20 protein-coding genes are annotated in these 24,674 nt (G+C 69.6%); 12 read left to right on the top strand and 8 right to left on the bottom strand.

Annotation, left to right across the window (positions count from 1 at the left end; all coding sequences use genetic code 11):
- The first annotated feature begins 34 nt into the window (after nucleotides 1-34).
- Complete coding sequence (locus EGT67_RS01700; RefSeq protein WP_127914300.1) at nucleotides 35-685, top strand: pyridoxamine 5'-phosphate oxidase family protein; 651 nt, start codon at nucleotides 35-37, stop codon at nucleotides 683-685.
- Nucleotides 686-772: 87 nt separating this feature from the next.
- Here EGT67_RS01700 and EGT67_RS01695 read toward each other — a convergent pair whose 3' ends face one another.
- From EGT67_RS01695 to EGT67_RS01665, 7 genes are read right to left on the bottom strand one after another with little or no spacing between them, the layout of a single operon-like run.
- Entirely contained in the window at nucleotides 773-1,426 is a 654-nt protein-coding gene (locus EGT67_RS01695) for an HAD family hydrolase (protein ID WP_127914299.1), read from the bottom strand.
- Nucleotides 1,423-2,514, bottom strand: a complete 1,092-nt coding sequence (locus EGT67_RS01690; RefSeq protein ID WP_127914298.1) for an ABC transporter ATP-binding protein — start codon at nucleotides 2,512-2,514, stop codon at nucleotides 1,423-1,425. The genes EGT67_RS01695 and EGT67_RS01690 overlap by 4 nt, the downstream gene beginning before the upstream one ends.
- Nucleotides 2,515-2,517: 3 nt before the next feature.
- Nucleotides 2,518-3,816 (bottom strand): ABC transporter substrate-binding protein, encoded by a 1,299-nt coding sequence (locus EGT67_RS01685; RefSeq protein ID WP_127914297.1) that lies wholly within the window; start codon nucleotides 3,814-3,816, stop codon nucleotides 2,518-2,520.
- Nucleotides 3,817-3,875: 59 nt separating this feature from the next.
- Nucleotides 3,876-4,697: a carbohydrate ABC transporter permease gene (locus EGT67_RS01680; RefSeq protein ID WP_164877457.1), complete on the bottom strand. Its 822-nt coding sequence runs from the start codon at nucleotides 4,695-4,697 to the stop codon at nucleotides 3,876-3,878.
- On the bottom strand, nucleotides 4,694-5,620 hold the full coding sequence (locus EGT67_RS01675) for a carbohydrate ABC transporter permease (RefSeq protein ID WP_127914296.1): 927 nt from the start codon (nucleotides 5,618-5,620) through the stop codon (nucleotides 4,694-4,696). Before EGT67_RS01675 ends, EGT67_RS01680 begins: the two co-directional genes overlap by 4 nt.
- The gene (locus tag EGT67_RS01670; RefSeq protein WP_127914295.1) at nucleotides 5,617-7,773 is read right to left on the bottom strand and encodes an outer membrane protein assembly factor BamB family protein; all 2,157 of its coding nucleotides are present in this window, start codon (nucleotides 7,771-7,773) and stop codon (nucleotides 5,617-5,619) included. The genes EGT67_RS01675 and EGT67_RS01670 overlap by 4 nt, the downstream gene beginning before the upstream one ends.
- 57 nt (nucleotides 7,774-7,830) lie before the next feature.
- Entirely contained in the window at nucleotides 7,831-8,901 is a 1,071-nt protein-coding gene (locus EGT67_RS01665; protein WP_206612258.1) for a MurR/RpiR family transcriptional regulator, read from the bottom strand.
- 273 nt (nucleotides 8,902-9,174) lie between these two features.
- On the opposite strand from EGT67_RS01665, the gene kdpF reads away from it, so the two are divergent.
- From kdpF to EGT67_RS01625, 8 genes are read left to right on the top strand one after another with little or no spacing between them, the layout of a single operon-like run.
- Nucleotides 9,175-9,273, top strand: coding sequence for a K(+)-transporting ATPase subunit F (kdpF, locus tag EGT67_RS01660; protein WP_127914293.1), 99 nt, complete (start codon nucleotides 9,175-9,177; stop codon nucleotides 9,271-9,273).
- Between the two features lie 21 nt (nucleotides 9,274-9,294).
- Nucleotides 9,295-10,995, top strand: a complete 1,701-nt coding sequence (gene kdpA, locus EGT67_RS01655) for a potassium-transporting ATPase subunit KdpA (RefSeq protein ID WP_127914292.1) — start codon at nucleotides 9,295-9,297, stop codon at nucleotides 10,993-10,995.
- Nucleotides 10,992-13,118: a potassium-transporting ATPase subunit KdpB gene (gene kdpB, locus EGT67_RS01650; RefSeq protein ID WP_127914291.1), complete on the top strand. Its 2,127-nt coding sequence runs from the start codon at nucleotides 10,992-10,994 to the stop codon at nucleotides 13,116-13,118. Before kdpA ends, kdpB begins: the two co-directional genes overlap by 4 nt.
- A gap of 7 nt (nucleotides 13,119-13,125) precedes the next feature.
- Nucleotides 13,126-13,776, top strand: a complete 651-nt coding sequence (locus tag EGT67_RS01645) for a potassium-transporting ATPase subunit C (RefSeq protein ID WP_127914290.1) — start codon at nucleotides 13,126-13,128, stop codon at nucleotides 13,774-13,776.
- A gap of 7 nt (nucleotides 13,777-13,783) precedes the next feature.
- The gene (locus tag EGT67_RS01640; RefSeq protein ID WP_241565846.1) at nucleotides 13,784-16,357 is read left to right on the top strand and encodes a sensor histidine kinase; all 2,574 of its coding nucleotides are present in this window, start codon (nucleotides 13,784-13,786) and stop codon (nucleotides 16,355-16,357) included.
- On the top strand, nucleotides 16,354-17,034 hold the full coding sequence (locus EGT67_RS01635; protein ID WP_127914288.1) for a response regulator: 681 nt from the start codon (nucleotides 16,354-16,356) through the stop codon (nucleotides 17,032-17,034). Before EGT67_RS01640 ends, EGT67_RS01635 begins: the two co-directional genes overlap by 4 nt.
- A 58-nt stretch (nucleotides 17,035-17,092) precedes the next feature.
- On the top strand, nucleotides 17,093-18,544 hold the full coding sequence (locus tag EGT67_RS01630; protein WP_127914287.1) for an alanine/glycine:cation symporter family protein: 1,452 nt from the start codon (nucleotides 17,093-17,095) through the stop codon (nucleotides 18,542-18,544).
- Nucleotides 18,537-18,977: an OsmC family protein gene (locus tag EGT67_RS01625; RefSeq protein WP_127914286.1), complete on the top strand. Its 441-nt coding sequence runs from the start codon at nucleotides 18,537-18,539 to the stop codon at nucleotides 18,975-18,977. Before EGT67_RS01630 ends, EGT67_RS01625 begins: the two co-directional genes overlap by 8 nt.
- Here EGT67_RS01625 and EGT67_RS01620 read toward each other — a convergent pair.
- The gene (locus tag EGT67_RS01620; protein WP_164877456.1) at nucleotides 18,964-19,515 is read right to left on the bottom strand and encodes a CPBP family intramembrane glutamic endopeptidase; all 552 of its coding nucleotides are present in this window, start codon (nucleotides 19,513-19,515) and stop codon (nucleotides 18,964-18,966) included. The genes EGT67_RS01625 and EGT67_RS01620 overlap by 14 nt on opposite strands.
- A gap of 288 nt (nucleotides 19,516-19,803) precedes the next feature.
- On the opposite strand from EGT67_RS01620, the gene EGT67_RS01615 reads away from it, so the two are divergent.
- Genes EGT67_RS01615 through smc form a run of 3 tightly spaced genes read left to right on the top strand, consistent with a single transcriptional unit; the run spans nucleotide 19,804 to nucleotide 24,666 of the window.
- Nucleotides 19,804-20,736: an SMP-30/gluconolactonase/LRE family protein gene (locus EGT67_RS01615; RefSeq protein ID WP_127914727.1), complete on the top strand. Its 933-nt coding sequence runs from the start codon at nucleotides 19,804-19,806 to the stop codon at nucleotides 20,734-20,736.
- On the top strand, nucleotides 20,736-21,032 hold the full coding sequence (locus EGT67_RS01610; protein WP_206612257.1) for an acylphosphatase: 297 nt from the start codon (nucleotides 20,736-20,738) through the stop codon (nucleotides 21,030-21,032). The genes EGT67_RS01615 and EGT67_RS01610 overlap by 1 nt, the downstream gene beginning before the upstream one ends.
- Before the next feature lie 22 nt (nucleotides 21,033-21,054).
- On the top strand, nucleotides 21,055-24,666 hold the full coding sequence (gene smc / locus EGT67_RS01605; RefSeq protein WP_127914283.1) for a chromosome segregation protein SMC: 3,612 nt from the start codon (nucleotides 21,055-21,057) through the stop codon (nucleotides 24,664-24,666).
- Nucleotides 24,667-24,674 lie beyond the last annotated feature (8 nt).

Here is a 24,674-nt window from a genome sequence, read left to right as displayed (position 1 = left end):
GGATGCATGTCCGGAATGGGGCCACAGTGGCACCATGAGCACCTCACACGACCTCCACCGGATCAAGCGACTCCCCGAACGTTCCCGCGCGGACCGTGCCGACCTGGACGCCGTGCTGGACGCGGCGGCCGTCGGGACGCTCGCGACCGTCGTCGACGGGCTGCCGTGGGCGGTGCCGATGCTGTACGCGCGCATCGGCGACCGGATCCTGCTGCACGGTTCCACCGGTGCCGGTGCCCTGCGGCAGGTGGCGGCGGGCGCACCCGCGGCCCTGTGCGTGACGCACCTCGACGCGATCATGGTGGCGGACAACCTGTACAACTCGTCGGCGAACTACCGATCGGCCGTGGTGCGTGGACATCTCGAGCCGATCACGGGTGCCGACGCCGAGTCGGCCCTGGCCGCGCTCTCGGATGCGCTGATCCCGGGCCGCAGCACCGAGGTACGGGCGGCGACGCGCAAGGAGTTGGCGGCGACGCTCACGATCGCGCTGCCCATCGAACCCGGGCACTGGACGGTCAAGGTGCGTTCCGCACCGCCGAGCGAGGGGGACCGCAATCCCGACGTGTGGGCCGGGCTGGTGCCGATACGAACGGTTGCGGGAGAACCGGTCCCGGCTCCGTGGATACCCGACGACGTCCCGGTGCCCGCGTCGGTGCGGGCACTTACCCGCGTGGACCGGTAGCCCCTCGAACTGCACATGCTCTCTCGACGGTGCAGTGGACTGCCGCACGAACCGGTGACAAGGACCTCGTCGTGCGGCAGTCCACGATCAGATGGCCAGGTCGTCGAGAGTCCCCTTCCCGGTTGCTGCGAACGCGGTGAGTTCGTCCAGCGAGTCGATGACGGTGTGCGCGCCGGCGGCGCGAAGTGTGGCTTCACCCGCGTAACCGCCGCGGACCCCGATGGGGATGTAGCCGGCTTCCGTCGCGCAGGCCATGTCGTAGGCGGTGTCGCCGACGTAGAAGGCCCGGTCACCGTGGTGCCGGAGTGACCGCAGTACCGAGGCCTTGTCCGCGGCCGGGGCGACCACCGTGTCCCAGAGCGTCGGCACGTTCAGGGTGTTGATGTCGAAGGCGACGGCCTCGGCCGACGCAGCGGAGACGACGCCCAGCCAGGTGCCGCTGTCGGCGAGGGCGACGAGGGCGTCGCGCGCGCCGGGACGCAGCGTCGTGGTTCGCCGGGTCATCGCTGTGTTCCAACGGGATTCGGCGTCGGGTCCGTGTTCGCTCGGCAGGCCGAGGCTCGCGAACATTTCCGCCATGGGCAGGCGGAACGTGGTGGGGAATTCGTCCTCGGTCACCGGTGGTGCGTCATAGCTCGCCAGTACGTCGTTGAGGGCGTCACGGGCACGGTCCGCGTCGCACACGACGGTGCCGTTCCAGTCGAACAACACCATCGTTTGGGCGGCAGTGGGAGTGCTCACGCGCTCACGCTCGCAAGGGTCTCGTTTCGTAGCCCGAGTTCGGTGGCGGTACCCAGTCGGACACCGGATTCGGTCGAATACACGTGCACGTGTTCGCGGTGCACTCCGATCGTGACCGGCCGGCCCACCCGCGGGGTGGCGGTGACGGGGCAGCGGAACGCGACGGTGCTGTGGTCGTCGAGTGCAACCTGTACGACGCGGTCCTGTCCGGTCGGTTCGACGAGGACGACGGTACCGGTCAGTTGCCAGTCGCTCTCGTGTCCGCGCAGCGAGAGGTGTTCGGGGCGGATGCCGAGGGTGATCGGCTCGGTCCGGCCGCCGATGGGTCCGAGCACCGAGTCCCCGGTGTCGGACACGGGGACGAGGTTCATCGGCGGGGATCCCACGAAGCCGGCGACGAAAAGGGTGGCAGGTGCCGCGTAGAGCTCGTCGGGGGTGCCCACCTGTTCGATTCGGCCGTGGTTGATGACCGCGATGCGGTCGGACATCGCCATGGCGTCGAGTTGGTCGTGGGTGACGTTGATGCCGGTCGCTCCGACCTCCCGCAGCAGGGATGCGATCTCGACCCGGAGCGTCATGTGCAGTTGCGCGTCGAGACCGGACAGGGGCTCGTCGAGGAGGACGATGCCGCTCCGGCGGGCGAGCGCTCGTGCGAGCGCGATGCGCTGGCGTTGCCCGCCGGACATCGCTTTCGGCTTGCGGACGAGGAGGTCCTCGACGCGCATGCGGGCGGCGACGTCGCGGGCCCGAGCCTCGGCTTCCGCCTTCGCGAGACCGAGGCCGTGCCGCAGCCCGAGGGTGATGTTCTCGAGTGCGGTGAGGTGCGGATAGAGCGCGAAGTGCTGGAAGACGATGGCCGCGTCGCGTTGGTGCGGCGCGATGCCCTCCTGTGGCACGCCGTCGAAGTGGACACTGCCGGCGGTCTGGGTTTCCAGGCCGGCAACGACTCGGAGCAGGGTGCTCTTACCGGAGCCGGACGGTCCGAGGATGGCCACCTGTTCGCCGTCGCCGATGGTGAGGTCGATGCCGTCGAGTGCGGTGACGTCACCGAAGGACTTGCTAATGCTGTGGAGTTCGACTCGGGTCATGTCTCAGCCCTGCCCGGCGAGCGAGTCGATGGTGGTGACGGCCCGCTTCACCGTGGGTTCGAGTTCGGCACCGGACTGCAATCCCTGCGACATCTGACGGAGCACGTCGTTGATCTGCGAGGTCATGGCGCCGTCGAAGCCGCCCCACGGGGAGAGTTCCTTGTCGTAGGTCCAGGCGTACTGCTGGGGCTGGCGGAGGCCGCCGGTGGCCAGCAGTTGTTCGGCGGCCGCCTTGTCGACCGGGATGTAGGAGTAGTCGGTGCCGCTGGCGGCGAGCACGGCCTCGGTACCGAGGAGCTCGGCGACGAGCGCGTTGGCGTAGGCTGCGCGGCAACCGTTGTCGCTGAGGACGATCCATCCGTTGCCTCCGGCGGGCAGGAGCCCGTCACCGCCGTTGGCGGTCGGGAGATCCACTGCCGTCCACTCGAATCCGTCACCGACGGTCGCGTTCACGGATGCGATGAGTGAGGTCGCGGTGAAGGCCAGCGCGGTCTGCTGGCTCGTGAAGGCGGTGATCGCATCCGTCTCGTTGATCTGGGCTTCGAGGCCGCGCTCGCTCAACTTCGTCCAGAGGGAGAGCGCGTCGACGCCGGTGGCGTCACCGAAACCGGCGGTGCCGTCCGCGTTGACGAATGTCCCTCCGGCACCCTGGACGAAGCCCTGGCCAAGCCAGTCAGGCAGGCGCTGGGTGGGCAGTGACACCGACGGGTTCCCGGTCTTCCCGGTGACGGCCGCGGCTGCGGTGACCACGTCGTCGAATGTGCGGATGTCGGTGGCCTTGCCCGCGTTTGCGGCGTCGAGCATCGTCTGGTTGACGAGCAGTACCGGGGCGGATACCTGGGCGGGGGCAAGGTAGACCTTGCCGTCGACCGTACCGGCGGAGAGGAACTGCGACTGGTACGTGTCCGCGAGGCCGGCGGTGTCGATGGTGGCGGGCGAGTACTTCTCGACCCAGAAGCGGAGCTGGCCGAGGCCGCTCATGATGAGGTCGGGGCGTTTGCCGACCGCGATGTCCGCGACGACGGTGTTCGTGAGTTCGTCGTAGCTCGTCGTCTTCAAGGGTTCCGCGTCGACCGTCAGTCCCGGATACTTCGCCTGTAGGTTCGCGACGGCCACCTTCATGGCGTTCTCGGCCTGCGATCCGAAGGTCACGTCGAGGGTGTGGTCCGACGGCGTGCAGGAGTTGATGTCCGTCGCTGCCGCGACGGCAGTGTCGGTGGACGTGGCGCCGCCGCATCCGGTGAGGACGAGGATGCCGGCGGCGAGGGCTCCGGCGGTGCCGGCGAGTCGGGCTGTGCGCATGGCGCATTCTCCTTGTGTGAGTACTGCGTTGGTGGCGGGTAGCGGTCGAACTGTCCGAGCTACCCGGGAATTTCGGCGCCGCTCATGCCCTGCACGAAACGGCGCTGGGCGGCGAGGAAGAGCAGGACCACGGGTGCGGTCACGATGACGGCGCCGGCGGCGAGGGCCGCGTAGTCGAAGCCGATGTCGGCTTGCTGGAACGCGGCGAGGGCGAGGGGCGGGGTGACGAGGTCGGGGCTGCGCACGACGAGCAGCGGCCACAGGTAGTCGTTCCAGTGAGCGAAGACCGAGAAGACCGAGAAGGCTGCGATGCCGGGGCCCGCGAGCGGCACCACGATCTTGCGCAGGATCTGGAAATGGCCCAGACCGTCGGTGCGGGCGGCTTCGAGGAGAGCGTCGGGGATGGAGAGCATCTGTTGGCGCAGGAGAAAGATTCCGAAAGCGCTTGTGGCGAAAGGGAGGACGAGTCCGGCGTAGCTGTCCGCGAGACCCGCGGCGTTGATGCCGATGAAGGTGGGGATCATGGTGGCCTGTGCGGGCATGAGCAGACAGACGAGCACGATCAGGAACACCGCCGACGATGCCCGCGTGCGCACTTTGGCCAGGACGTAGGCCGCGGGGATGCAGGTCGCGAGTTGTAGGGCGAGGATCGCGAGAGTCACGATCAGCCCGGTGACGACGGCCCGTCCCAATCCCGCGTCCTCCCAGGCCCGGGCATAGGACGAGAGGTCGAATTCGGTGGGGATGAAGGGAATGCCGCTCTTGTTGACCTGTTCCATCGGGGCGAGCGAGGTGCGGATCATCCAGTAGAGCGGAAACAGGCTGATGACGACGGCGACGGTGAGGAGAACCCACCGGGTGCCGCGGACGAGGATGCTCATCGGTTCTCTCCGGTCAGAAGGCGACGTTGGAGTACGCCGACGGTGATCAGGGCGACGAGGAGCAGTAACGACAGGGCGGAGGCCGCACCGAGGTCGTAGTAGCTGAACCCGAGTTTGTAGGACTGGGTGAGCACTGTTTCGGTGGAGTTGAGTGGACCGCCTTGGGTCATCACGTTGACCGCGTCGAAGACCTGCACCGAGTGGAGGATCGCGAGGACGGTCGCGAAGACGACGGTCGGCTTCATCATCGGTAACGTGATGCGCCACAGTTTGGGGAGACCGCGGATTCCTTCGGCCCGGGAGGCCTCGTCGATGGTGGTCGGGATCGTCGCGAGGCCGGCGATGAAGATCATCATGCTGAAGGAGGCGCCGCGCCAGATCCCGACGAGGGCGACCGTCAGCAGGGAAGTGTCGGGGTCGCCGAGCCAGTTCACCGGGGCCATACCGAGGAAGCCGAGTATCTGGTTGACGAAGCCGCCCTGGTAGGCGAAGAGCCACCGGAACACGACCGCCATGGCCACCAGATTTGCCGTCATCGGTAGGAACAGCGCGGTGCGCACCCAGGATCGGCCGCGGCCGACGGACTCGGCGAGCAATGCGAGAACGAGACCGATCGCAAGACCGGGTACGACGGTCAGCGCGGTGTAGACGAGGGTGTTGACAATCGACTGTTGCACCGTCGGGTCGGTGATGATCCGCTGGAAGTTGGCGAATCCCACGAACTTCCATGCCCCTCCGGTGAGGGGGACGACGAAGAAGCTCGCCACGAGCGACAGTATCGCGGGCACGATCACGAACAACGTCATGGCGATGCCGGCGGGCAGCACCAGCAAAGCCGGGACGAACCGGTCGCCGCGCCGACCGCGACGCGGCTCGATGACGTGTGGAACGACGCGGTCGGGCGCGCTGACGGTGGCGGTCATCCCGCGCCACCGATCGCCGCGGGGTCGAGCGCGAGGACGGTGCCGTCGGTGCCGACTGCGAGGACACGGTCTCCTGCGTCGGTGAGCGCGGCCGCGAACGGTGAGGCGTACTGGGTTCGGCCCAGTTCGGTCCCGTCGAGGTCGATGCGTCGGATCGTGCCGTCGAGTCCGGGCAGGAGAAGGTGCCGGTCGCGCAGCAGCGGCGCCGCGATGACGGGGTGAGGACGCTTGGTGTACGAGCTCATCGGGAACGGGGCGTCGCCGTCGATCGCGGCTTCCCAGATCGTCTCGCCGGTGTCGGGGTCGAGCATCCGTAGTCCCAGCCCGGGCACGGTGACGACGTAGCCGTGCCCGGTGATCATCGGGGTGGTCGGGGCGTAATTGCCCGGGTGCGAAGCGGTCCAGAGGGTGGCACCGGTACCTCGATCGAGGGCCGTGGTGTGGCCGTGTGCGGGCATGACCACGACATCGCGCGCCGGATCGTGTGCTGCGGTGCCGATGATCAGCAGCCGCTTCAGCGAGGTGAACGGGTCGTCGGAATCGAGATCTGAACGATTCCAGCGGGATTCGCCGGTATGTGCATCGAGGCCGATCGGGTCCGTCGGGGTGGGCCAGAAGCCCATGACGAGGAGGTCGCCGACGACGAGTGGGGCCGCATGATTGACGAGGTTGTGGTGGGGGGAGAGGTCGGTGCGGCGCCAGATGCACTGCCCCGTACGCGCGTCGAGGGCACGGAGATCGGACGGATCCCCGAGGTAGACGGTTCCGTCGACGAGCGTCGGTGCCCCCCAGGCGAAGCGGCGCAACGGGTCGCTCGAGGCGGCACGCCAGCATTCCTCGCCGGTCGACGTGTCGAGGGCCACGACGTCCCCGGAGACCTCGGCGGCGATCACCAGACCGTCACCGACGACCGGTGTCGTCTTCACCGCGGATCGGGTCCGGGCCCGCCACCGCACCGCACCGGTTTCGAGGTCGAGGCATTCGACGGTGCCGGCGGGGCGGTCTTCGATCTGGGTACCGACGTAGACCGCGCCGTCATGGACCGCGGCGCCGTGTCGATGCCCGGCACCGGTCGCGTGCGCGGACCACAGGATCGACTCGTCGGTCGAGGTGACGGTCGTCGCCGAGAACGTCGATGTTCGCACGTCCGTCAGGGCCTCGGGTGTCTCACCGGGCAAGAGGGTCTCGGTGCGCAGGGTGACAGTCGTGCCGTCCCAGGTCACGTGCCGGAATCCCGGCGGACTGTAGTCGAGGTTTGCGAAGAACGTGGTCGGGCTGTTGACGTGCAGGGTGCCGTCGACGTCGATGACACGGCTGGTGTGCCAGTGCCCGGACAGCGCCGCGATCGGCCGCCACGGGAGTTCGTCGAGAATGGAGGCGTTCGGCTGATCGTGGAACAGCAGCAGGTACGGGGCACCGAACTCGAGCTGCGCGAGGTCCGCCTGGACCCAGGCATTCTGGATCTCGTGGTCGATGCCGGCTTCGTGGCTGTGCCAGTCCAAGCCGACGATGTGCAGGCCGGCGACGTCGAGGCTGAACCACCGCGGACCGAGGTAGTGCTCGTACAGGGTCGGGTCCGAGGCGTTGGTGAGATAGTTGTTCCGGCTGATCGTGAAGCCGCGTTGACCGTTCATGTGGTCGTGATTGCCCGGGATCAACTCGACCGGCACCGGGCTGGACCGCAGGGCCTCGATGTATGCCTCGTATTCCTCTGCCAACCCGTTGTCGACGAGGTCTCCGGTGACGAGGATGCGTCGCGCAGCGGGCGCGAGCGTGGGTAGGCGGTCGAGGAATCCCACGATCTGTTCGGGCAGGCTCCCCTCCGTGTACAAGCGGTGGGTGTAGTGACCGGCGTCGATGACACCCCTGGTCGTCATGTGGGTGTCGGTGAGGTGGAGGAACTCGTACGGCAGGGGCTGGTCTTCGGGGACGAGAACGAAACGGAGTTCGGTCTCGTCGGTGTCGGGAACACGGTGCCACCAGGGAGCGGCGGTGTAGCCGGTGGGCCGGGTGAGGACGACGAACCCTCCCCACTCCGCTTGGCGGGCGAGGGTGAAACGGCCGTCGTCGTCGGTCCTGGTGACGACGCCACCCGTGGCGACGACCACCCCCACGGCGGGGGTGCCGTCGTCGTACAACACGATGCCGTGCATTGTGAACTCCTTTGTGGCGCTGACACGCCGAGACTGTGGGTGCGGTTCGGGAACTGGTCAGATGCGGTGCTCGACGAGCACGTCTTCGGCAAGAGCGAGGGCGGTCGCGCTGGTTTCGGCGCGACGGGAGAGGTTGACGTACAGAGCGTCGAGTACGGCGAGATGCACGATGCGACTGGACATCGCTTCGACGCGATAGCTGGTCTCGACACTGCCCGCGACGATGGTCACGGCCACCTCTTCGGTCAACGGTGAGGAGGAGAAGCTCGTGAGGGCGACGGTGACGGCCCCGGATGCCTTGGCGGCTCGGGTCGTCGCGAGGGTTTCGACGGTGGATCCGGTGTGGCTGATCGCGAAGAACACGTCGTCGGGGCCGAGCATGCGTGCGGTGACATGCTGGCTGTGCACGTCAGGGGTGAAGGAAGCGTCGAGGCCGAGCGAGACGAACCGGTACGCGGTGTCGAGTGCGAGCGGGGCGGAGGTACCGACGGCCCCGAACACGATGCGACGGGCGCCGAGCAGGTGGTCGACGACGGCCTCCACGGCATGAACGTCGAGCGCTTTCGACGCGTTGTCGACAGCTCGGGCAGTGCTGTCCATGACCTTGTGGGCGATGTCGCCGGCGGTGTCGTCGGGGGTGATGTCGCCGAGTACGCGGCGATCGTCGGGGATCGATTCGCTCGCGAGGGTGATCTTGAGTTCTTGGTAGCCGCGAAGGCCCAGAGTCGTGCACAGCCGCACGACTGTGGCGGGCGAGCTGCCTGCCTCGGCCGCGAGTTCGGTCACCGAACGGTGGATCACTGCGGCGGGCTCACTCAGAATCGCCTCGGCCACACGACGTTCTGCCGGCGTGAATGAGACCGATGCCGCACGGATGCGCTCGACGATGCCTGTTCCGCCCGTCGATGAGGTCGACGCCTTCTCTACGGGAATCGTGTTGGTCACGAGCGACAGCAAACCCGGGAGGGTTGAACGAATTTCGTTCCCGAGATGAACCAGATGTGAAATTTCATACCGGCCGTCGTCGTGGAACTGATTTTCGCGAGTCGGTGCCTCCGATCTCGATATCGACCGCCGTGCAACTCGATTGCCCACGTCGTCGACATGTGGTGGCTCATGATCGCCCACGTGTCTGCGGTCACCTCGCCGTAAAGATCGCATCAATGCGCGCTGCTGACGGTGTCAGCAGAGTGTCAGGACGACGTCCGTGGGCTCGAATCGGGTGCACCCTCCAGTAGGCGCCCGAGTTGCGGCGCCTCCACGTCGCGCCGTCGTCCGGTGCGCCCTACCGAGGAAGTCGAAGAGGAACGTCATGGCTGATTTGGCCTACGTCGGGTTGATCATCGGAGTGTTCACCGTCTGCGCGCTGGTGCTGCGTGGTCTGCAGGCGCGGAGCGTCCGATGACCGTTGCGGGGACGGTCAGTGCCGCCGTCGTCGTGATCGCCGCCGCCCTGGTGATCTACCTGCTCATCGCGCTCCTGAACCCCGAGCGGTTCTAGTCCTCGAGAGGTCCCTCGCACATGAATCCCGCTCTCGCAGCGGGACTACAGATAGCACTGGTCGTTGCCGTGCTAGCGATTCTGTACGTCCCCGTCGGTGACTACATGGCCAAGGTCTACACCACCGACACCGATCTCCGATCCGGAGATCTGCGCATCGAATCCCTCCTCTACCGGCTGTGCCGGGTCAACCCCCGCGCCGAACAGACGTGGTACGGATACGCCGGAAGCCTGCTCGGCTTCTCGGCCGCCAGCGTGCTGTTCCTGTACTTCCTTCAACGCGTCCAGGGCGTGCTGCCGCTCAGCGGTGGCCTCGAGGGTGTGAGCCCCGCCGTCGCGTTCAACACCGCCGCGTCCTTCGTCGCCAACACGAATTGGCAGTCGTACGTCCCCGAGACAACGATGACCCACGTGACGCAGGCCGCCGGACTGGCGGTCCAGAACTTCGTGTCCGCCGCGGTCGGCATGGCGGTGGCCGCCGCGCTGATCCGCGGGTTCGTCCGCGTCTCGCGGGGCGGCGAGATCGGCAACTTCTGGGTCGATCTCACCCGTGGCTGCCTGCGTATCCTGCTACCCATTGCGTTCGTCATCGCGCTGATCCTGCTGAGCCAGGGCGTCGTCCAGTCGTTCCGCACTGGCTTCGCTTCGACGGGACTCGACGGCAACGCCGTCACCAATGCGCTCGCGCCGGTCGCCTCGCAGGAGGCCATCAAGGAACTCGGCACCAACGGTGGCGGCATCCTCGCCGCGAACTCTGCGCATCCGTTCGAGAACCCGACGCCGCTCACCAACATCGTCGAGATCCTCGCGATCCTGCTCATCCCCGTCGCCCTTACCCGCACGTTCGGCACCATGGTCGGCGACCGCCGGCAGGGCCTGACCCTGCTCGCCGTGATGTCGACGCTGTACTTCGGCCTGCTCGCGGTGACGCTGGCGGCGGAATCCGGAGCGCGGGGCGTCGCCGCCACCGCCGCCGGATCGATGATGGAGGGCAAGGAAGTTCGATTCGGGATCCCCGGTTCGGCCCTCTTCGCCGTCACCACCACCGGCACCAGCACCGGTGCCGTCAACTCGGCGCACGACAGCATGTCCCCGCTCGGCGGCGGCGCGGTGCTGCTCAACATGCTGCTCGGCGAGATCGCGCCCGGAGGCGTGGGAACCGGTCTGTACGGAATCCTGGTACTCGCGCTCATCGCGGTGTTCGTCGGCGGCCTGCTCGTCGGCCGCACGCCGGAGTACCTCGGAAAGAAGCTGGGGCAGCGCGAGATCACGCTCGCGGCGCTGTCGGTGCTCGTGATGCCCGCACTGGTGCTGATCGGTACCGGGATCACGGTGATCCTCGGGTCCACTGTCGGATACCTCGGCAACAGCGGCGATCCCGGCACCCCGGGCTCGATCCACGGCTTCACCGAGGTGCTGTACGCGTTCGCCTCGGCGTCGAACAACAACGGCAGCGCGTTCGGCGGCCTCACCGTGACCAGTGACTGGTTCCAGTCGGCGCTCGGCGTCTGCATGCTGCTGGGGCGCTTCCTGCCGATCCTGTTCGTGCTCGCCCTCGCCGGATCGCTGTCGTCGCAGCGCCGGACGCCGGCCGGTGCGGGCACCCTGCCCACCTCCGGCGCGATGTTCACCGGCCTGCTCACCGGCACCGTGGTGCTGGTCGCGGCCCTCACCTTCTTCCCGGCCCTCGCACTCGGGCCCATCTCGGAGGCCCTGCAATGAGTCTGCGGACGGAAACCACAGTGAACCCCACCGACACCCTCCCGGATCTGTCCGTCGAGGAGTCCGCGCACGGACACTCGCCGGTGAAGGCGGGAATCTTCAGCCCACGACAGCTGATCACGTCGTTGCCGGGCGCGGTACGCAAGCTCGACCCGCGCCACCAGGCGCGCAACCCGGTGATGTTCGTCGTGCTGGTCGGCTCGATCGTGACGACGGTGATGGCCGTCGCGCAGCCCACCGTGTTCGCGTGGCTCATCGCCGCGTGGCTCTGGTTCACCGTGCTCTTCGCGAACCTCGCCGAGTCGGTCGCCGAGGGGCGCGGCAAGGCGCAGGCCGCGAGCCTGCGGAAAGTGAAGCAGGACACCGTGGCCCGACGCCTGACGGCGTCCGGCGCGATCGAGGAGGTGTCGGCGACTCGGCTCACGATCGGCGACACCGTGGTGGTCGAGGCGGGGCAGGTGATCCCCGGTGACGGCGACGTCGTCGAGGGCATCGCGACCGTCGACGAGTCTGCGATCACCGGCGAATCCGCCCCCGTCGTACGCGAATCCGGTGGCGACCGCTGCGCCGTCACCGGCGGCACCACCGTCCTGTCGGACCGGATCGTCGTGCAGATCACGTGCGCGCCCGGGCAGTCGTTCGTCGACCGGATGATCGCGCTCGTCGAGGGGGCGTCGCGCAAGAAGACGCCCAACGAGATCGCGCTGAACATCCTGCTCGCGTCGCTCACGATCATCTTCCTGCTCGCGGTCGTGGCCATCGGCCCCATGGGGCAGTACGCCGGCCAGGAGCAGGACCCGATCAAGCTCATCGCGCTGCTGGTGTGCCTGATCCCTACCACGATCGGTGCGCTGCTGTCCGCGATCGGCATCGCCGGCATGGACCGGCTGGTGCAGCGCAACGTGCTGGCGATGTCGGGCCGCGCGGTCGAGGCGGCCGGCGACATCGACACGCTGCTGATGGACAAGACCGGCACCATCACCTTCGGCAACCGCCGCGCGACGGCGCTGTACCCGGCCCCGGGCCGCTCGGAGGACGAACTGGCCGCCGCGGCACGGCTGTCCAGCCTCGCCGACGGAACCCCCGAGGGGCGCAGCATCGTCGAGTTGTGCGCCGAACGGTTCGGGCTGTCCACCGACGCCACCGAACACGAGCGGGCCGCCGAGTTCGTGCCCTTCACAGCGCAGACGCGCATGAGCGGACTCGACATCGCGGCCGCGACGGGCCCGCAGCAGATCCGCAAGGGCGCCGGTGACGCCGTACTGGCGTGGGTGTCCGGGTACGGTGCCGCGGTCGATCCGGCGGTGTCGGATGCCGTGGAGAAGGTCGCGCTCGCGGGCGGCACCCCGCTCGTCGTGGCGGTGGCCGAACGCGGTGCCGCGACGGTGCTGGGCGTGATCGCGCTGACCGACGTCGTCAAGCCCGGGATCGCGGAGCGCTTCGCGGAGCTGCGGGCCATGGGTATCCGGACGATCATGGTGACCGGCGACAATCCGCTCACCGCGCGGGCGATCGCGGAGGAGGCCGGTGTCGACGACTTCATGGCCGAGGCCACGCCCGAGGACAAGCTCGAGCGGATCCGCGCCGAGCAGGAGGGCGGGCGCCTGGTCGCGATGACCGGCGACGGCACCAACGACGCCCCCGCGCTGGCGCAGGCCGACGTCGGCGTCGCGATGAACACCGGAACGTCGGCGGCCAAGGAGGCCGGCAACATGGTGGACCTCGACTCGGATCCCACCAAGCTCATCGAGGTCGTCGAGATCGGCAAGCAGTTGCTCATCACGCGCGGCGCGCTCACCACGTTCTCGCTCGCCAACGACCTGGCGAAGTACTTCGCGATCCTGCCTGCGCTGTTCAGCGCGATCTACCCGCAGCTCGCGGTGCTGAACATCATGCACCTGGCGACGCCGCAGTCGGCGATCCTGTCCGCGGTCATCTTCAATGCACTGGTCATCATCGGACTGATCCCCTTGGCGCTCAGGGGTGTTCGCTATCGGCCCGCGGCGGCGTCGAAGCTGCTCGGCCGGAACCTGTTGATCTACGGTGTGGGCGGTGTCGTCACCCCCTTCATCGGCATCTGGCTGATCGACCTCGTCGTCCGCCTCATTCCTGGAATCGGGTGAAAAGTCAATGAGATTCGGAATCGGATTTCTCAAGCAGGTGTGGGCCGGGCTGCTCGTGCTCCTCGCGCTCACCGCGATCCTCGGCGTGCTGTATCCGGCCGCCGTCTGGGGTGTGGGGCGCATCAGCTCCGGGTCGGCGGAGGGCTCGCCGGTGACCGACGCCGCGGGCTGCGTGGTCGGCAGTCGCTGGCTCGGAGTCGACCCGCAGGCGCCGGCGGGCACGCCGGATCCCTTCTTCCACAACCGAGTCGTCGGCTCGGTCGCGGACGGCGACCCGTTCGCCACGGGCGACCCGGCAGCGGCACTGCCCTCCAACCAGGGGCCCAGCAGCGAGGTGCTCGCCGGCTTCGTCGAGGCCCGGCGGGCCGAGATCGCCGAGCGGGAGGGTGTCGCTCCGCAGGACGTGCCGGTCGACGCCGTCACGGGCTCCGGCTCCGGTGTGGATCCGCACATCTCGCCCGAGTACGCGGGACTGCAGGTGCGCCGGGTCGCGGCCGCCAACGGAGTGAGCGAGGACCGTGTGCGGGACCTGGTCGCCGAGCACACGGAGGGCCGTCAGCTTGGATTCCTCGGGGCCGAACGGGTGAACGTGCTCGAACTCAATCTCGCGCTGGGGCTGACCGCACCTGGGTGCGGTGCGGCGCCGTCGGGTGAATGATGGCGGTGTGACGATTCCGGAGACTCAGCGAGCACCCCGCCGCGGTGAACTGCGGATCTACCTCGGCGCAGCGCCCGGTGTCGGCAAGACCTACGCGATGCTCGGCGAGGCGCACCGCCGACGTGAACGTGGTGGTGACGTGGTCGCGGCCGTGGTGGAGACCCACGGCCGCGACCGCACCGCGCGGCAGCTCGAGGGGCTCGAGGTCGTCCCGCCCAAGTACATCGAGTACCGGGGGACCTCGATGCCGGAGCTCGACGTCGCGGCGGTGCTGGCCCGGCGCCCGGCCGTCGTGCTCGTCGACGAACTCGCGCACACGAACACCCCGGGCAGCCGTAACGAGAAGCGCTGGCAGGACGTCTACGAGCTGCTCGACGCCGGCATCGATGTCCTGTCGACGCTCAACGTCCAGCACCTCGAGAGCCTCAACGACGTGGTGCAGCAGATCACCGGCGTCGCGCAGCAGGAGACGGTGCCGGACGAGGTGGTGCGCGCCGCCACCCAGGTCGAGCTCGTGGACATCACGCCGGAAGCGTTGCGGCGCAGGCTCTCCCACGGCAACGTGTACTCGGCGGACAAGGTCGACGCGGCGCTCGGTAACTACTTCCGGCGCGGAAACCTCACGGCGCTGCGCGAACTCGCGCTGCTGTGGGTGGCCGACCAGGTGGACGCCGCGCTCGCGAAGTACCGCGCCGAGAACAAGATCACCGATACGTGGGAGGCCCGGGAGCGGGTCGTCGTGGCCGTCACCGGCGGCCCCGAGTCCGAGACGCTCGTCCGGCGGGCCAGCCGCATCGCGAGCAGGGCCAGCGCCGAGCTCATGGTGGTGCACGTCGTGCGCGGCGACGGGCTCGAGGGCGTGTCGGCCGGGGACATGGGCAAGGTGCGCAAGCTCGCGGCCAGCATCGGCGCGAGCCTGCACAGCGTCGTCGGCGACGACGTCCCCACCACGCTGCTCGAGTTCGCCCGCGAGGTCAACGCCACCCAGTTGGTGATCGGCACGTCCCGGCGGTCGCGGTGGGCGCGGATCCTCGACGAGGGCATCGGGGCGTCGATCGTCCAGCAGTCCGGGAAGATCGACGTCCACATGGTCACCCACGACGAGGCCGCGACCCGGCACCGCATCTCGATCCTGGGGCGCGGCGAGCGCCGGTTGGTGTCGTGGCTCGCCGCGGTGGTGGTGCCGTCGCTGGCGGCGGTCCTGATGGGCGTCGTCGATCGCTTCGCGGGTGTCGGCGGCCAGAATGCGCTGTTCTTCGTCGTCGTGCTCGCGGTGGCGCTGCTCGGCGGCGTCGGACCGGCGATCCTGTCGGCGCTGATCTCCGGTCTGTTGCTCAACTACTTCTTCACGGCGCCGCTGTACAGCTTCACGATCGCGCAGCCCGACAACTTCATCACCACGGTGGTGCTGCTGGTGGTCGCGGTGGCGGTCGCCGTGCTCGTCGACGCTGCCGCCAAACGCGCGCGCGAGGCCCGGCGGGCGTCGCAGGAGGCGGAGCTGCTGGCCCTGTTCGCAGGGTCCGTGCTGCGCGGCGCGGACCTGCCGGCGCTGCTCGAGAAGGTGCGGGAGACGTACGCGCAGACGGGCGTCAGCGTCATTCGTCGCGGCGAGGGTGTGATCAGTGCCGCCGGCGCGTCGCCGCCGCGCACCGTCGACGAGGCCGGGACGGTGTGCGAGGTGGGCGACGGTGAGTACACGCTGCTGCTCGCGGGCAGTGAGCTCGGTGCCCGGGACCGCAAAGTGCTCAACGCGGTCGCGAACCAGGCTGTCGGGCTGATCCGGCAGCGGCAGCTGGCGGAGGAGGCCAGCAGGGCGAACGCCCTCGCGGAGGCCGATCGGCTGCGGCGGTCGCTGCTCTCCGCCGTCAGCCACGACCTGCGCACGCCGCTCGCCGCGGTGAAGGCCGCGGTGTCGAGCCTGCGCAGCGACGACATCGAGTTCTCGCCCGAGGACACCGCCGAACTGCTCGCCACCGTCGAGGAGTCGGCGGACCAGCTGACGGCGCTGGTCGGCAACCTCCTCGACTCGTCGCGGCTCGCGGCGGGCGTGGTCAAGCCGACCCTGCGGCAGGTGTACCTGGAGGAAGTGGTGCACCGGGCCCTCGTCGGCGCCGGATTCGGCGGGCCCGGCTCGGCGCGGCGGGTGCGGGACCAGGTGAAGGTCGAGGTGGGCGACGCCGCGGTGATGGCCGACGCCGGACTGCTCGAGCGGGTGCTGGCGAACCTGGTGGACAACGCGCTGCGCTACGCGCCGGACGAGCCCGTCCGGATCGGCGCCGCGCGGGTGGGGGACCGGATGACGATCACCGTCGCCGACACCGGCCCCGGCCTGGCCCGCGGCACACACGACCAGGTGTTCGACGCCTTCCAGCGACTCGGCGACCGGGACAACACCATCGGCGTGGGGCTGGGGCTGTCGGTGGTCAAGGGCTTCGTGGAAGCGATGGGCGGAACCGTCAGCGCGACGGACACACCGGGGGGCGGTTTGACGATGGTCGTCGAGTTGGCCGCCAGCCCGGTCGGCAGCAGAGCCGGAGACACGCCGGCGGGACCGGCCGACGATACGGAGGGAGCCCGATGACCCGGGTGTTGGTGGTCGACGACGAGCCGCAGATCCTGCGGGCGCTGCGGATCAACCTGAGCGTCCGCGGCTACGAGGTGACGACGGCGTCGACCGGTGCGGCGGCGCTGCGGGCGGCGGCGGAGAAGCACCCCGAGGTGGTGGTGCTCGACCTCGGCCTGCCCGACATGGACGGCATCGAGGTGCTCGCCGGGCTGCGGGGCTGGTGCACGGCCCCGGTGATCGTGCTGTCGGCGCGCACGGACTCGTCGGACAAGGTCGAGGCGCTCGACGCGGGCGCGGACGACTACGTCACCAAGCCGTTCGGGATGGACGAGTTCCTCGCGCGGTTGCGGGCCGCGGTACGGCGCGGGGCGGCCGCGGCGGAGACCAGCGAGCCGGTGGTGGCCACCGACTCGTTCACGGTCGATCTGGCCGCGAAGAAGGTCACCCGAGACGGGGCCGAAGTGCACTTGACACCCACCGAGTGGGGGATGCTCGAGATGCTGGTGCGCAACAAGGGCAAGCTCGTCGGGCAGAAGGAACTCCTGCGCGAGGTGTGGGGCCCGGCGTACGCCACCGAGACCCACTACCTGCGGGTCTACCTCGCGCAGCTGCGCCGCAAGCTGGAGGTAGATCCGTCGAAGCCGCGGCACCTGCTGACCGAGACCGGCATGGGATATCGCTTCCAGGTTTAGCAACTGACGGTCGGTTTCGGACTGGCGCCCGGGACCGACGTCCCGCATAGTCCCTGGTGTGGACTCGCTCGTGGATCTGGTCACCGACGTCAACGACATCTACTGGTACGGCGTCATCGCGCTGCTCGTCGGCCTCGGCCTGTACTTCACGGTGCGCTCCCGGTTCGTGCAGCTGCGACTGCTGCCGGACATGCTGCGGTCGGTCACCGAGCCCGCCGAGCAGCTACCCGACGGCACCAAGGGCATCTCGGCCTTCCGCGCGTTCTCGATCTCCGCGGCGTCGCGGGTGGGGACGGGCAACATCGCCGGTGTCGCGATCGCGATCAGCGTCGGCGGCCCGGGCGCGGTCTTCTGGATGTGGGCCATGGCGATCGTCGGCGCGGCCACCGCGTTCGTCGAGTCCACGCTGGCCCAGGTGTACAAGATCCGCGACAAGGACGGCGGGTTCCGCGGCGGTCCGGCCTACTACATGCTGCACGGGCTCCGCCGCCGCTGGATGGGCGTGATCTTCGCGGTCGTGATCACGGTGACGTACGGGTTCGTGTTCAACGCGGTCCAGACCAACTCGATCGTCGACGCCGTGTCGACCTCCCTCGACACGGACGGCCGCGGTGTGGCCATCGCGGTGGGAGTCGTCGTCGCGGGCCTGACGGCCGCGGTGATCTTCGGTGGCGTCCGCCGGATCTCGGCGGTCTCCCAGGTCGTGGTGCCGGTGGTCGCCGGCGCCTACCTGGTGCTCGCGCTGCTGGTCGTGCTGCTCAACATCACCGAGGTGCCGGGCATGGTCAAGCTGATCGTCGAGAACGCCTTCGGCGTCCGGGAGGTGGTGAGCGGCGGCTTCGCGGCGGCGTTCATGAACGGCATCCGGCGCGGCCTGTTCTCGAACGAGGCCGGCATGGGCTCGGCCCCCAACGCCGGTGCGACGGCCGCCGTTTCGCATCCCGTGAAGCAGGGGCTGGTGCAGAGCCTCGGCGTCTACTTCGACACGCTGCTGGTGTGCTCGGCGACGGCGTTCATCATCCTGCTGTCGAACCCGGAGTACGGCACCAAGGCCGGCGCCTCGCTCACGCAGAACGCGCTCAGCGCGCAACTCGGCGGGTGGACGGTCCACTTCCTGACGTTCGCGATCTTCTTCCTGGCCTTCACGTCGGTGATCGGCAACTACTACTACGGCGAGACCAACATCGAGTTCCTCACCGAGTCCAAGCGGGTGCGCACCGGCTTCCGCGCCCTGGTGGTGGTGTGCGTGTTCGCCGGTGCGATCGGGTCGGTGCCGCTGGTGTGGGCGCTGGCCGACCTCGTGATGGGTGTGATGGCGACGGTGAACCTCGTGGCGCTGCTGCCGTTGTCGGGCGTCGCGTTCCTGCTGTTCCGCCACTACAGCCGACAGCGCGCGGCGGGACTGGACCCCACCTTCCATCGCGAGGAACTGCCCGAGATCGAGGGCATCCAGGTGTGGGAGCGTGCGACCGAACCGGGGGCGGATGGCAGGATCTCCACTCATGGCTGAACAGACCCCACAATCCGCTCCCGCACCGACCGAACTGTGGGTCGAGCGCACCGGCACCCGCCTCTACACCGGCCGTAGCTCCCGCGGCGCCGAGGTGCGCATCGGGTCGGAATCGGTGGAGGGCGTCTTCACTCCCGGCGAACTCCTCAAGATCGCGCTCGCCGCGTGCTCGGGCATGAGTTCGGACTTCCCGCTGTCGCGCCGGCTGGGCGACGACTACGACGCCACCATCCGCGTCTCGGGTGCCGCCGACCGCGAGAACGAGGTGTACCCGCAGCTCGACGAGGTGCTCGAACTCGACCTCAGCGAACTCGACGCCGAGGCCCAGGACCGCCTGATCGCGCTCGTCGAGCGTTCGGTCGACAAGGTGTGCACCGTCGGACGCACCCTCAAGGCCGGCACCAAGGTGACTCTGTCGATCAAGCGGGACTAGGTCGTTCGGAGTCGTCCGCGACCGGTGTCGCGGACGACTCCGCCTTCCGCCCCGTGACCGGAGCGCCCGGCGGTGTCGCCCCGGCGGGCAGCCCGAGGCGGCCCTTCGTCGCGGCGATGAGCGCGATCGCGGCCAGGCCGAGGCCGACGGCGAGGGCGACGTACAGCCGGTTGACGCCGAACGATGTCTGCTCGGCGAGTGCGGGGAACATCTTGAACAGCACCATGTTCGGGAAGGCGTCCATCGACGCGTGGACGATCACGGCGATCAGGATGCTGCCGCGCGTGTTGTTGTAGATCCACGTGTACTGGAACGACGCCGCCAGCATGAAGACGGTGTAGAAGAGCACGTTCTGCACCGACAGCGTGGTCCAGTTGTTGCTGAACCAGATCGGGGCGTGCCAGCCGACCCACAGCAGCCCGAGAACCAGTGTCGCGACGACCGGATGGAAGCGCTGCTGCAGTCGGGGGAGCGTGAACCCGCGCCACCCGAGTTCCTCGCCGAGCGGGCCGCCCACCACCCGAAACCGACCCGCCACAACACGATTCGCTTCGCAAAAGCGATGAATCCGGCGTCGCCCTCCCGGATGCAGATCATGAGGACGGCTGCGACGGCCGGTGCGAACGTACCCAGACCGATCGACACCCAGAAGTCGTAGATGGCGTGGAACGGGAACCAGCGGCTGCCCTCCTGGGACAGCACGAACTGGGACCAGATCGCCCACGTCATGCCGTAGGCGAGAACGAAATACGAGGTGACGGGGGCGGGTGTTTGGAAGAATCCCGTACCCGGCGGGTCGGTTGGGGAAGGGGAGGGCATCGTGCGTATGCGGCGGACGGGACGAATCGGGGGAATCGCGCTCGCGTGCGTCGCGGTGGCCGGGTTGGTGTCGGCCGGGCCGGCGACGGCCGAGATGTCGAGCGCCGCGAGCACCTGCCCGCAGTGGAACGTCCGCACCGTCGCATCCGGATACGGGATGCTCGAGAACCTCGCGTTCGACGGCCGCGGCGAGATGCTGCTGTCGGACTCGTCGCTCGTCGCGCCCGGTGCGATTCGCACCCTCGACGCGTCGGGGGCGCGCGGCACCCTCGTCGAGCGTGTGACCGGCCCCGGCGGCCTCGTCGTCACTGGTGACGACGCCTACTTCACCACCGGGAACACCACGCTCTCCGGCCTGTTCGGGATCCCGGACGGCACCGTGGACGCCGTGAGTCTGCGTACCCGCGAACGGAGGACCGTCGCGTCGGGTCTGGTGATGCCCAACGGGCTGGCCCGACTCGCTTCCGGGGACCTGCTCACCACCCGCAACCTCGGGGCGCCCGGGCTCACCCGGATTCCGATCGACCGCCCCGGCTCGGCCGAACAGGTGCGCGCCGACCTGGGCACCGTCAACGGCATCGCCACCGCCGGCGAACGGGTGTTCCTCACCATCTCGTTCGATCCGGTGCCCGAACTGAAGATCCTCGCCGCGTCGGATCTCGACGGTCCGGTGCGGACGATCCCGCTGCCGGGCATCGGGCCGCTCGACGTCGCCGACGACCTCACCGTCGGACCCGACGGCGCCGTCTATCTGGCATACAACGTCGGGGGCAAGGTGCTGCGGGTGCAGCCCGACACCGGTGCCGCGTGCGTGATCGCGTCGGGTCTGACGCTCACTTCCGCGGTGAAGTTCGGATCGGGTCCGGGTTGGGACGGGCGCGCGCTGTACGCGACCGGGTTCGACGGCACCGTCCGCGAGCTGACCCCGCCCGTCCGATAATGGCAGCCATGCGCGACTCCGATGCGACCGAACGCCTCACCGCCTGGGTCCACGGCTACGTCCAGGGCGTCGGCTTCCGATGGTGGACGCGGGCGCGGGCCCTCGAGCTGGGGCTGGCCGGCCACGCCACCAACCACGCCGACGGGCGCGTGCTCGTGATCGCCGAGGGGTCGCGGGACGCGCTGGAACGGCTCCTGGGGATGCTGCGATCAGGGCAGACGCCCGGCAGCGTCACCCTCGTCGTCGAGCACTTCGGTTCGGCACGCGGGGGCCTTTCCGGATTCGTCGAGCGCTGATCCGCCGGTAGAGTCCTCCGTCATGCACCTGAAGAGTCTGACGTTGAAGGGCTTCAAATCCTTCGCGTCCGCGACGACTCTGCGGTTCGAACCCGGGATCACCTGCGTCGTCGGCCCGAACGGGTCGGGCAAGTCGAATGTCGTCGATGCGCTCACCTGGGTGATGGGGGAGCAGGGCGCCAAGGCGCTGCGCGGCGGCAAGATGCAGGACGTGATCTTCGCCGGCACCGCGGGGCGGGCACCGCTCGGCCGCGCCGAGGTCACGCTCACGATCGACAACTCCGACGGTGCGCTGCCGATCGAATACTCCGAGGTGTCGATCACCCGGCGCATGTTCCGCGACGGCGCCGGCGAGTACGAGATCAACGGCAACTCGTGCCGGCTGATGGACGTGCAGGAGCTGCTCAGCGACTCCGGCATCGGCCGCGAGATGCACGTCATCGTCGGGCAGGGGCAGCTCGCGGCGATCCTCGAATCGCGTCCCGAGGAGCGGCGCGCGTTCATCGAGGAGGCCGCCGGCGTCCTCAAGCACCGCAGGCGCAAGGAGAAGGCCGTCCGCAAGCTGGACGCGATGCAGGCCAACCTCGCCCGGCTCACCGACCTCACCGCCGAACTGCGCCGCCAGCTCAAGCCGCTCGGGCGCCAGGCCGAGGTGGCCCGTCGAGCCCAGACCGTGCAGGCGGACCTGCGGGACGCGCGGCTGCGTCTGGCGGCCGACGACCTCGTCGCCCGCCGGGCCGAACTCGCGAACCAGACACACGACGAGAAGCTCGCGCGGGAACAACAGGACACGGTCCAGTCCGCGCTCGACGCGGCCACCGGCGAACTCGGCGGGCACGAGCAGGCGCTGGCCCGGCTCGCGCCGCAGGCCGAGGCCGCGGGGCAGACGTGGTTCCAGCTGTCGGCGCTCGCCGAACGGGTGAGCGCGACCATCCGCATCGCGCAGGAACGCGCGCGGCACCTCGAGGCGGAGCCGGCCGCCGGACGGGGCCAGGACCCGGACGAGATGGAGGCCCGGGCCGAGCGGATTGCGCAGGAGGAGGCCGAACTCGTCGCGGCCGTCGAGGTGGCCCGCGCGACGCTCGAGGCCGCGCGCGAACAGCTTGCCGACCGGGAGGAGGCCGCGGCGGAGGCCGAGCGCGCGCATCTGGCCGCGGTCCGCGCGGTCGCGGACCGGCGGGAGGGGCTGGCCCGGCTCGCCGGGCAGGTCGATACCCTGCGGACCCGCGCCGAATCCGTGGACGCCGAGGTGGCGCGCCTGGACGTCGCGATCGACGAGGCCCGGCAGCGCGGCGACGCGGCGCAGGCGGAATTCGAGGCCGTCGAGGCCACGGTCGACGACCTCGACGCCGGCGAGGTCGGGCTCGACGGGCAGCACGAACGCGCCGTCGCGGCACTGGATCTCGTCACCGCGCGAGTCGCCGAACTGCAGGCCGACGAGCGTGCCGCCGGTCAGGAGGTCGCATCGCTGAAGGCCCGCATCGACGCACTCTCGATCGGGCTCGAACGCAAGGACGGCGGTGCGTGGCTGCTCGAACACCACGGCGACCGTGGTCTCACGGGTGCGGTGACCGCGTCGCTGCACGTCCAGCCGGGCTTCGAGGCCGCCGTCGCGGCCGTCCTCGGCCCCGCCGCCGACGCGATCGCCGCGGAGTCCGCCGCGGCCGCGGAGGCCGCCGTGCAGGCGCTCGAGGACGCGGACGGTGGCCGCGCCTCGATCCTCTTCCCCGTCGAAATGCCGACACCGGCCACGCGCCCGGCGCTTCCCGACGGTGCGCGCTGGCTGGTCGACGTGGTCGAGGTCCCCGACGACGTGCGCGCCGGAATCACGGCGCTCCTCGGCGGCGTCGCGGTGGTCGACGCGGTCTCCGCGGGCGTCGCCCTGGTCCGGAAGGTGCCCGCGGCCCGGGCCGTCACCCGCGCCGGCGACCTCGTCGGACCCGGCTGGATCACCGGCGGATCCGACCGCCGCCCCAGCACCCTCGAGGTGCAGGCCGCGATCGACACGTCGGTGTCCGCGCTCGCGGACGCCGAACGGCGCGCGCAGGAACTGTCGGCGGCGCTGGCGGGTGCCGTCGCCGAGCAGGGCGACCGCGCGGAGGTGGCCGAGCAGACCCTCGCGGCACTCCACGAATCCGACGCGACCCTGTCGGCGGTGTACGAGCAACTCGGTCGGCTGGGGCAGGTGGTGCGCACGGCGCGGGCCGAGGCCGAGCGCCTGGTCGGGCAGCGGACGAAGGCGGAGGCCGGTCGCGGGGAGACCCTGGCGTCGCTCGCCGAACTCGAGGAGCGGCTGCGGCGGGCCGAGGAAGGCCTGGTGGAGCCCGCCGGCGGCGACCACTCGACCGCGGCCGGTGACACCACCGACGTCGAGCGGGAGATGGCGGCCGCGGCGCTCGCGGAGGTTCGGGCCGTCGAGGTCGAGGCCCGGCTCGCCCTGAGGACGGCCGAGGAACGCGCGGAATCCGTTCGCGGCAAGGCGGATTCGCTGCGCCGGGCGGCGCAGGCCGAACGTGAGGCGCGGGTCCGCGCGGAACGGGCGCTGCGGGCACGACAGGAGGCGGCGGCGGTCGCGGCCGCGGTGGCCGAGGCCGGCGAACGGGTGGCCGCGCGACTCGGGCACGTCGTCGCGGCGGCCGCGGCGCACCGGGACGAGCTGACCCGGCTGCGGGCGACGCACGCCGAGCAGGTCGAGACGCTCAAGGAGCACGTCCGGCAGCTCACCGCGCAGATGTCCGCGCTCACCGATGCCGTGCATCGCGACGAGGTGGCGCGCGCGCAGGCCGCGCTGCGGATCGAGCAACTCGAGGACACGATCCTCGAGCAGCACGCGATGGCCCCCGACGACCTGATCGCCGAATACGGCCCGGACGTCCCGCTGCCGCCGTCCGAGTTGGAGATCGCCGAGTACGAGCAGGCCCGCGAGCGCGGGGAGCAGGTGGTGGCGCCCACGCCGCAGCCGTACGACCGGGCGACGCAGGAACGACGGGCCAAGCGCGCCGAGAAGGACCTCGCGACGCTCGGCAAGGTCAACCCGCTCGCCCTCGAGGAGTTCGCCGCCCTCGAGGAGCGGTACAACTTCCTGTCCACCCAGCTCGAGGACGTCAAGAACGCGCGCAAGGACCTGCTCGGCGTGGTCGCCGACGTCGACGCCCGTATCCTGCAGCTGTTCACCGAGGCCTACGCCGACGTCGAGCGGGAGTTCGTAGAGGTGTTCGCGACGCTGTTCCCCGGCGGCGAGGGCCGGTTGGTCCTCACCGACCCGTCGGACATGCTCGCCACCGGCATCGACGTCGAGGCTCGGCCGCCCGGCAAGAAGGTCAAGCGGCTGTCGCTGCTGTCCGGCGGCGAGAAGTCGCTGACCGCGGTCGCGATGCTGGTCGCGATCTTCCGGGCCCGGCCGTCGCCGTTCTACGTCATGGACGAGGTGGAGGCCGCGCTCGACGACACCAACCTGCGGCGCCTGATCGGGCTGTTCGAGCAGTTGCGGGAGAAGTCGCAGCTGATTGTGATCACCCACCAGAAGCCGACGATGGAGGTCGCCGACGCGCTCTACGGCGTCAGCATGCGCGGTGACGGCATCACCACCGTCATCTCGCAGCGCCTGCGCGGTCAGGACCTGGTCGCCGGCTGACCCCGGCA

The organism is Prescottella agglutinans (assembly GCF_004011865.1).
Taxonomy (GTDB): Bacteria; Actinomycetota; Actinomycetes; order Mycobacteriales; family Mycobacteriaceae; genus Prescottella; species Prescottella agglutinans.
The sequence above is the reverse complement of the archived record's forward strand: the minus strand, read 5'-3'. Positions and strand labels throughout refer to the sequence as shown.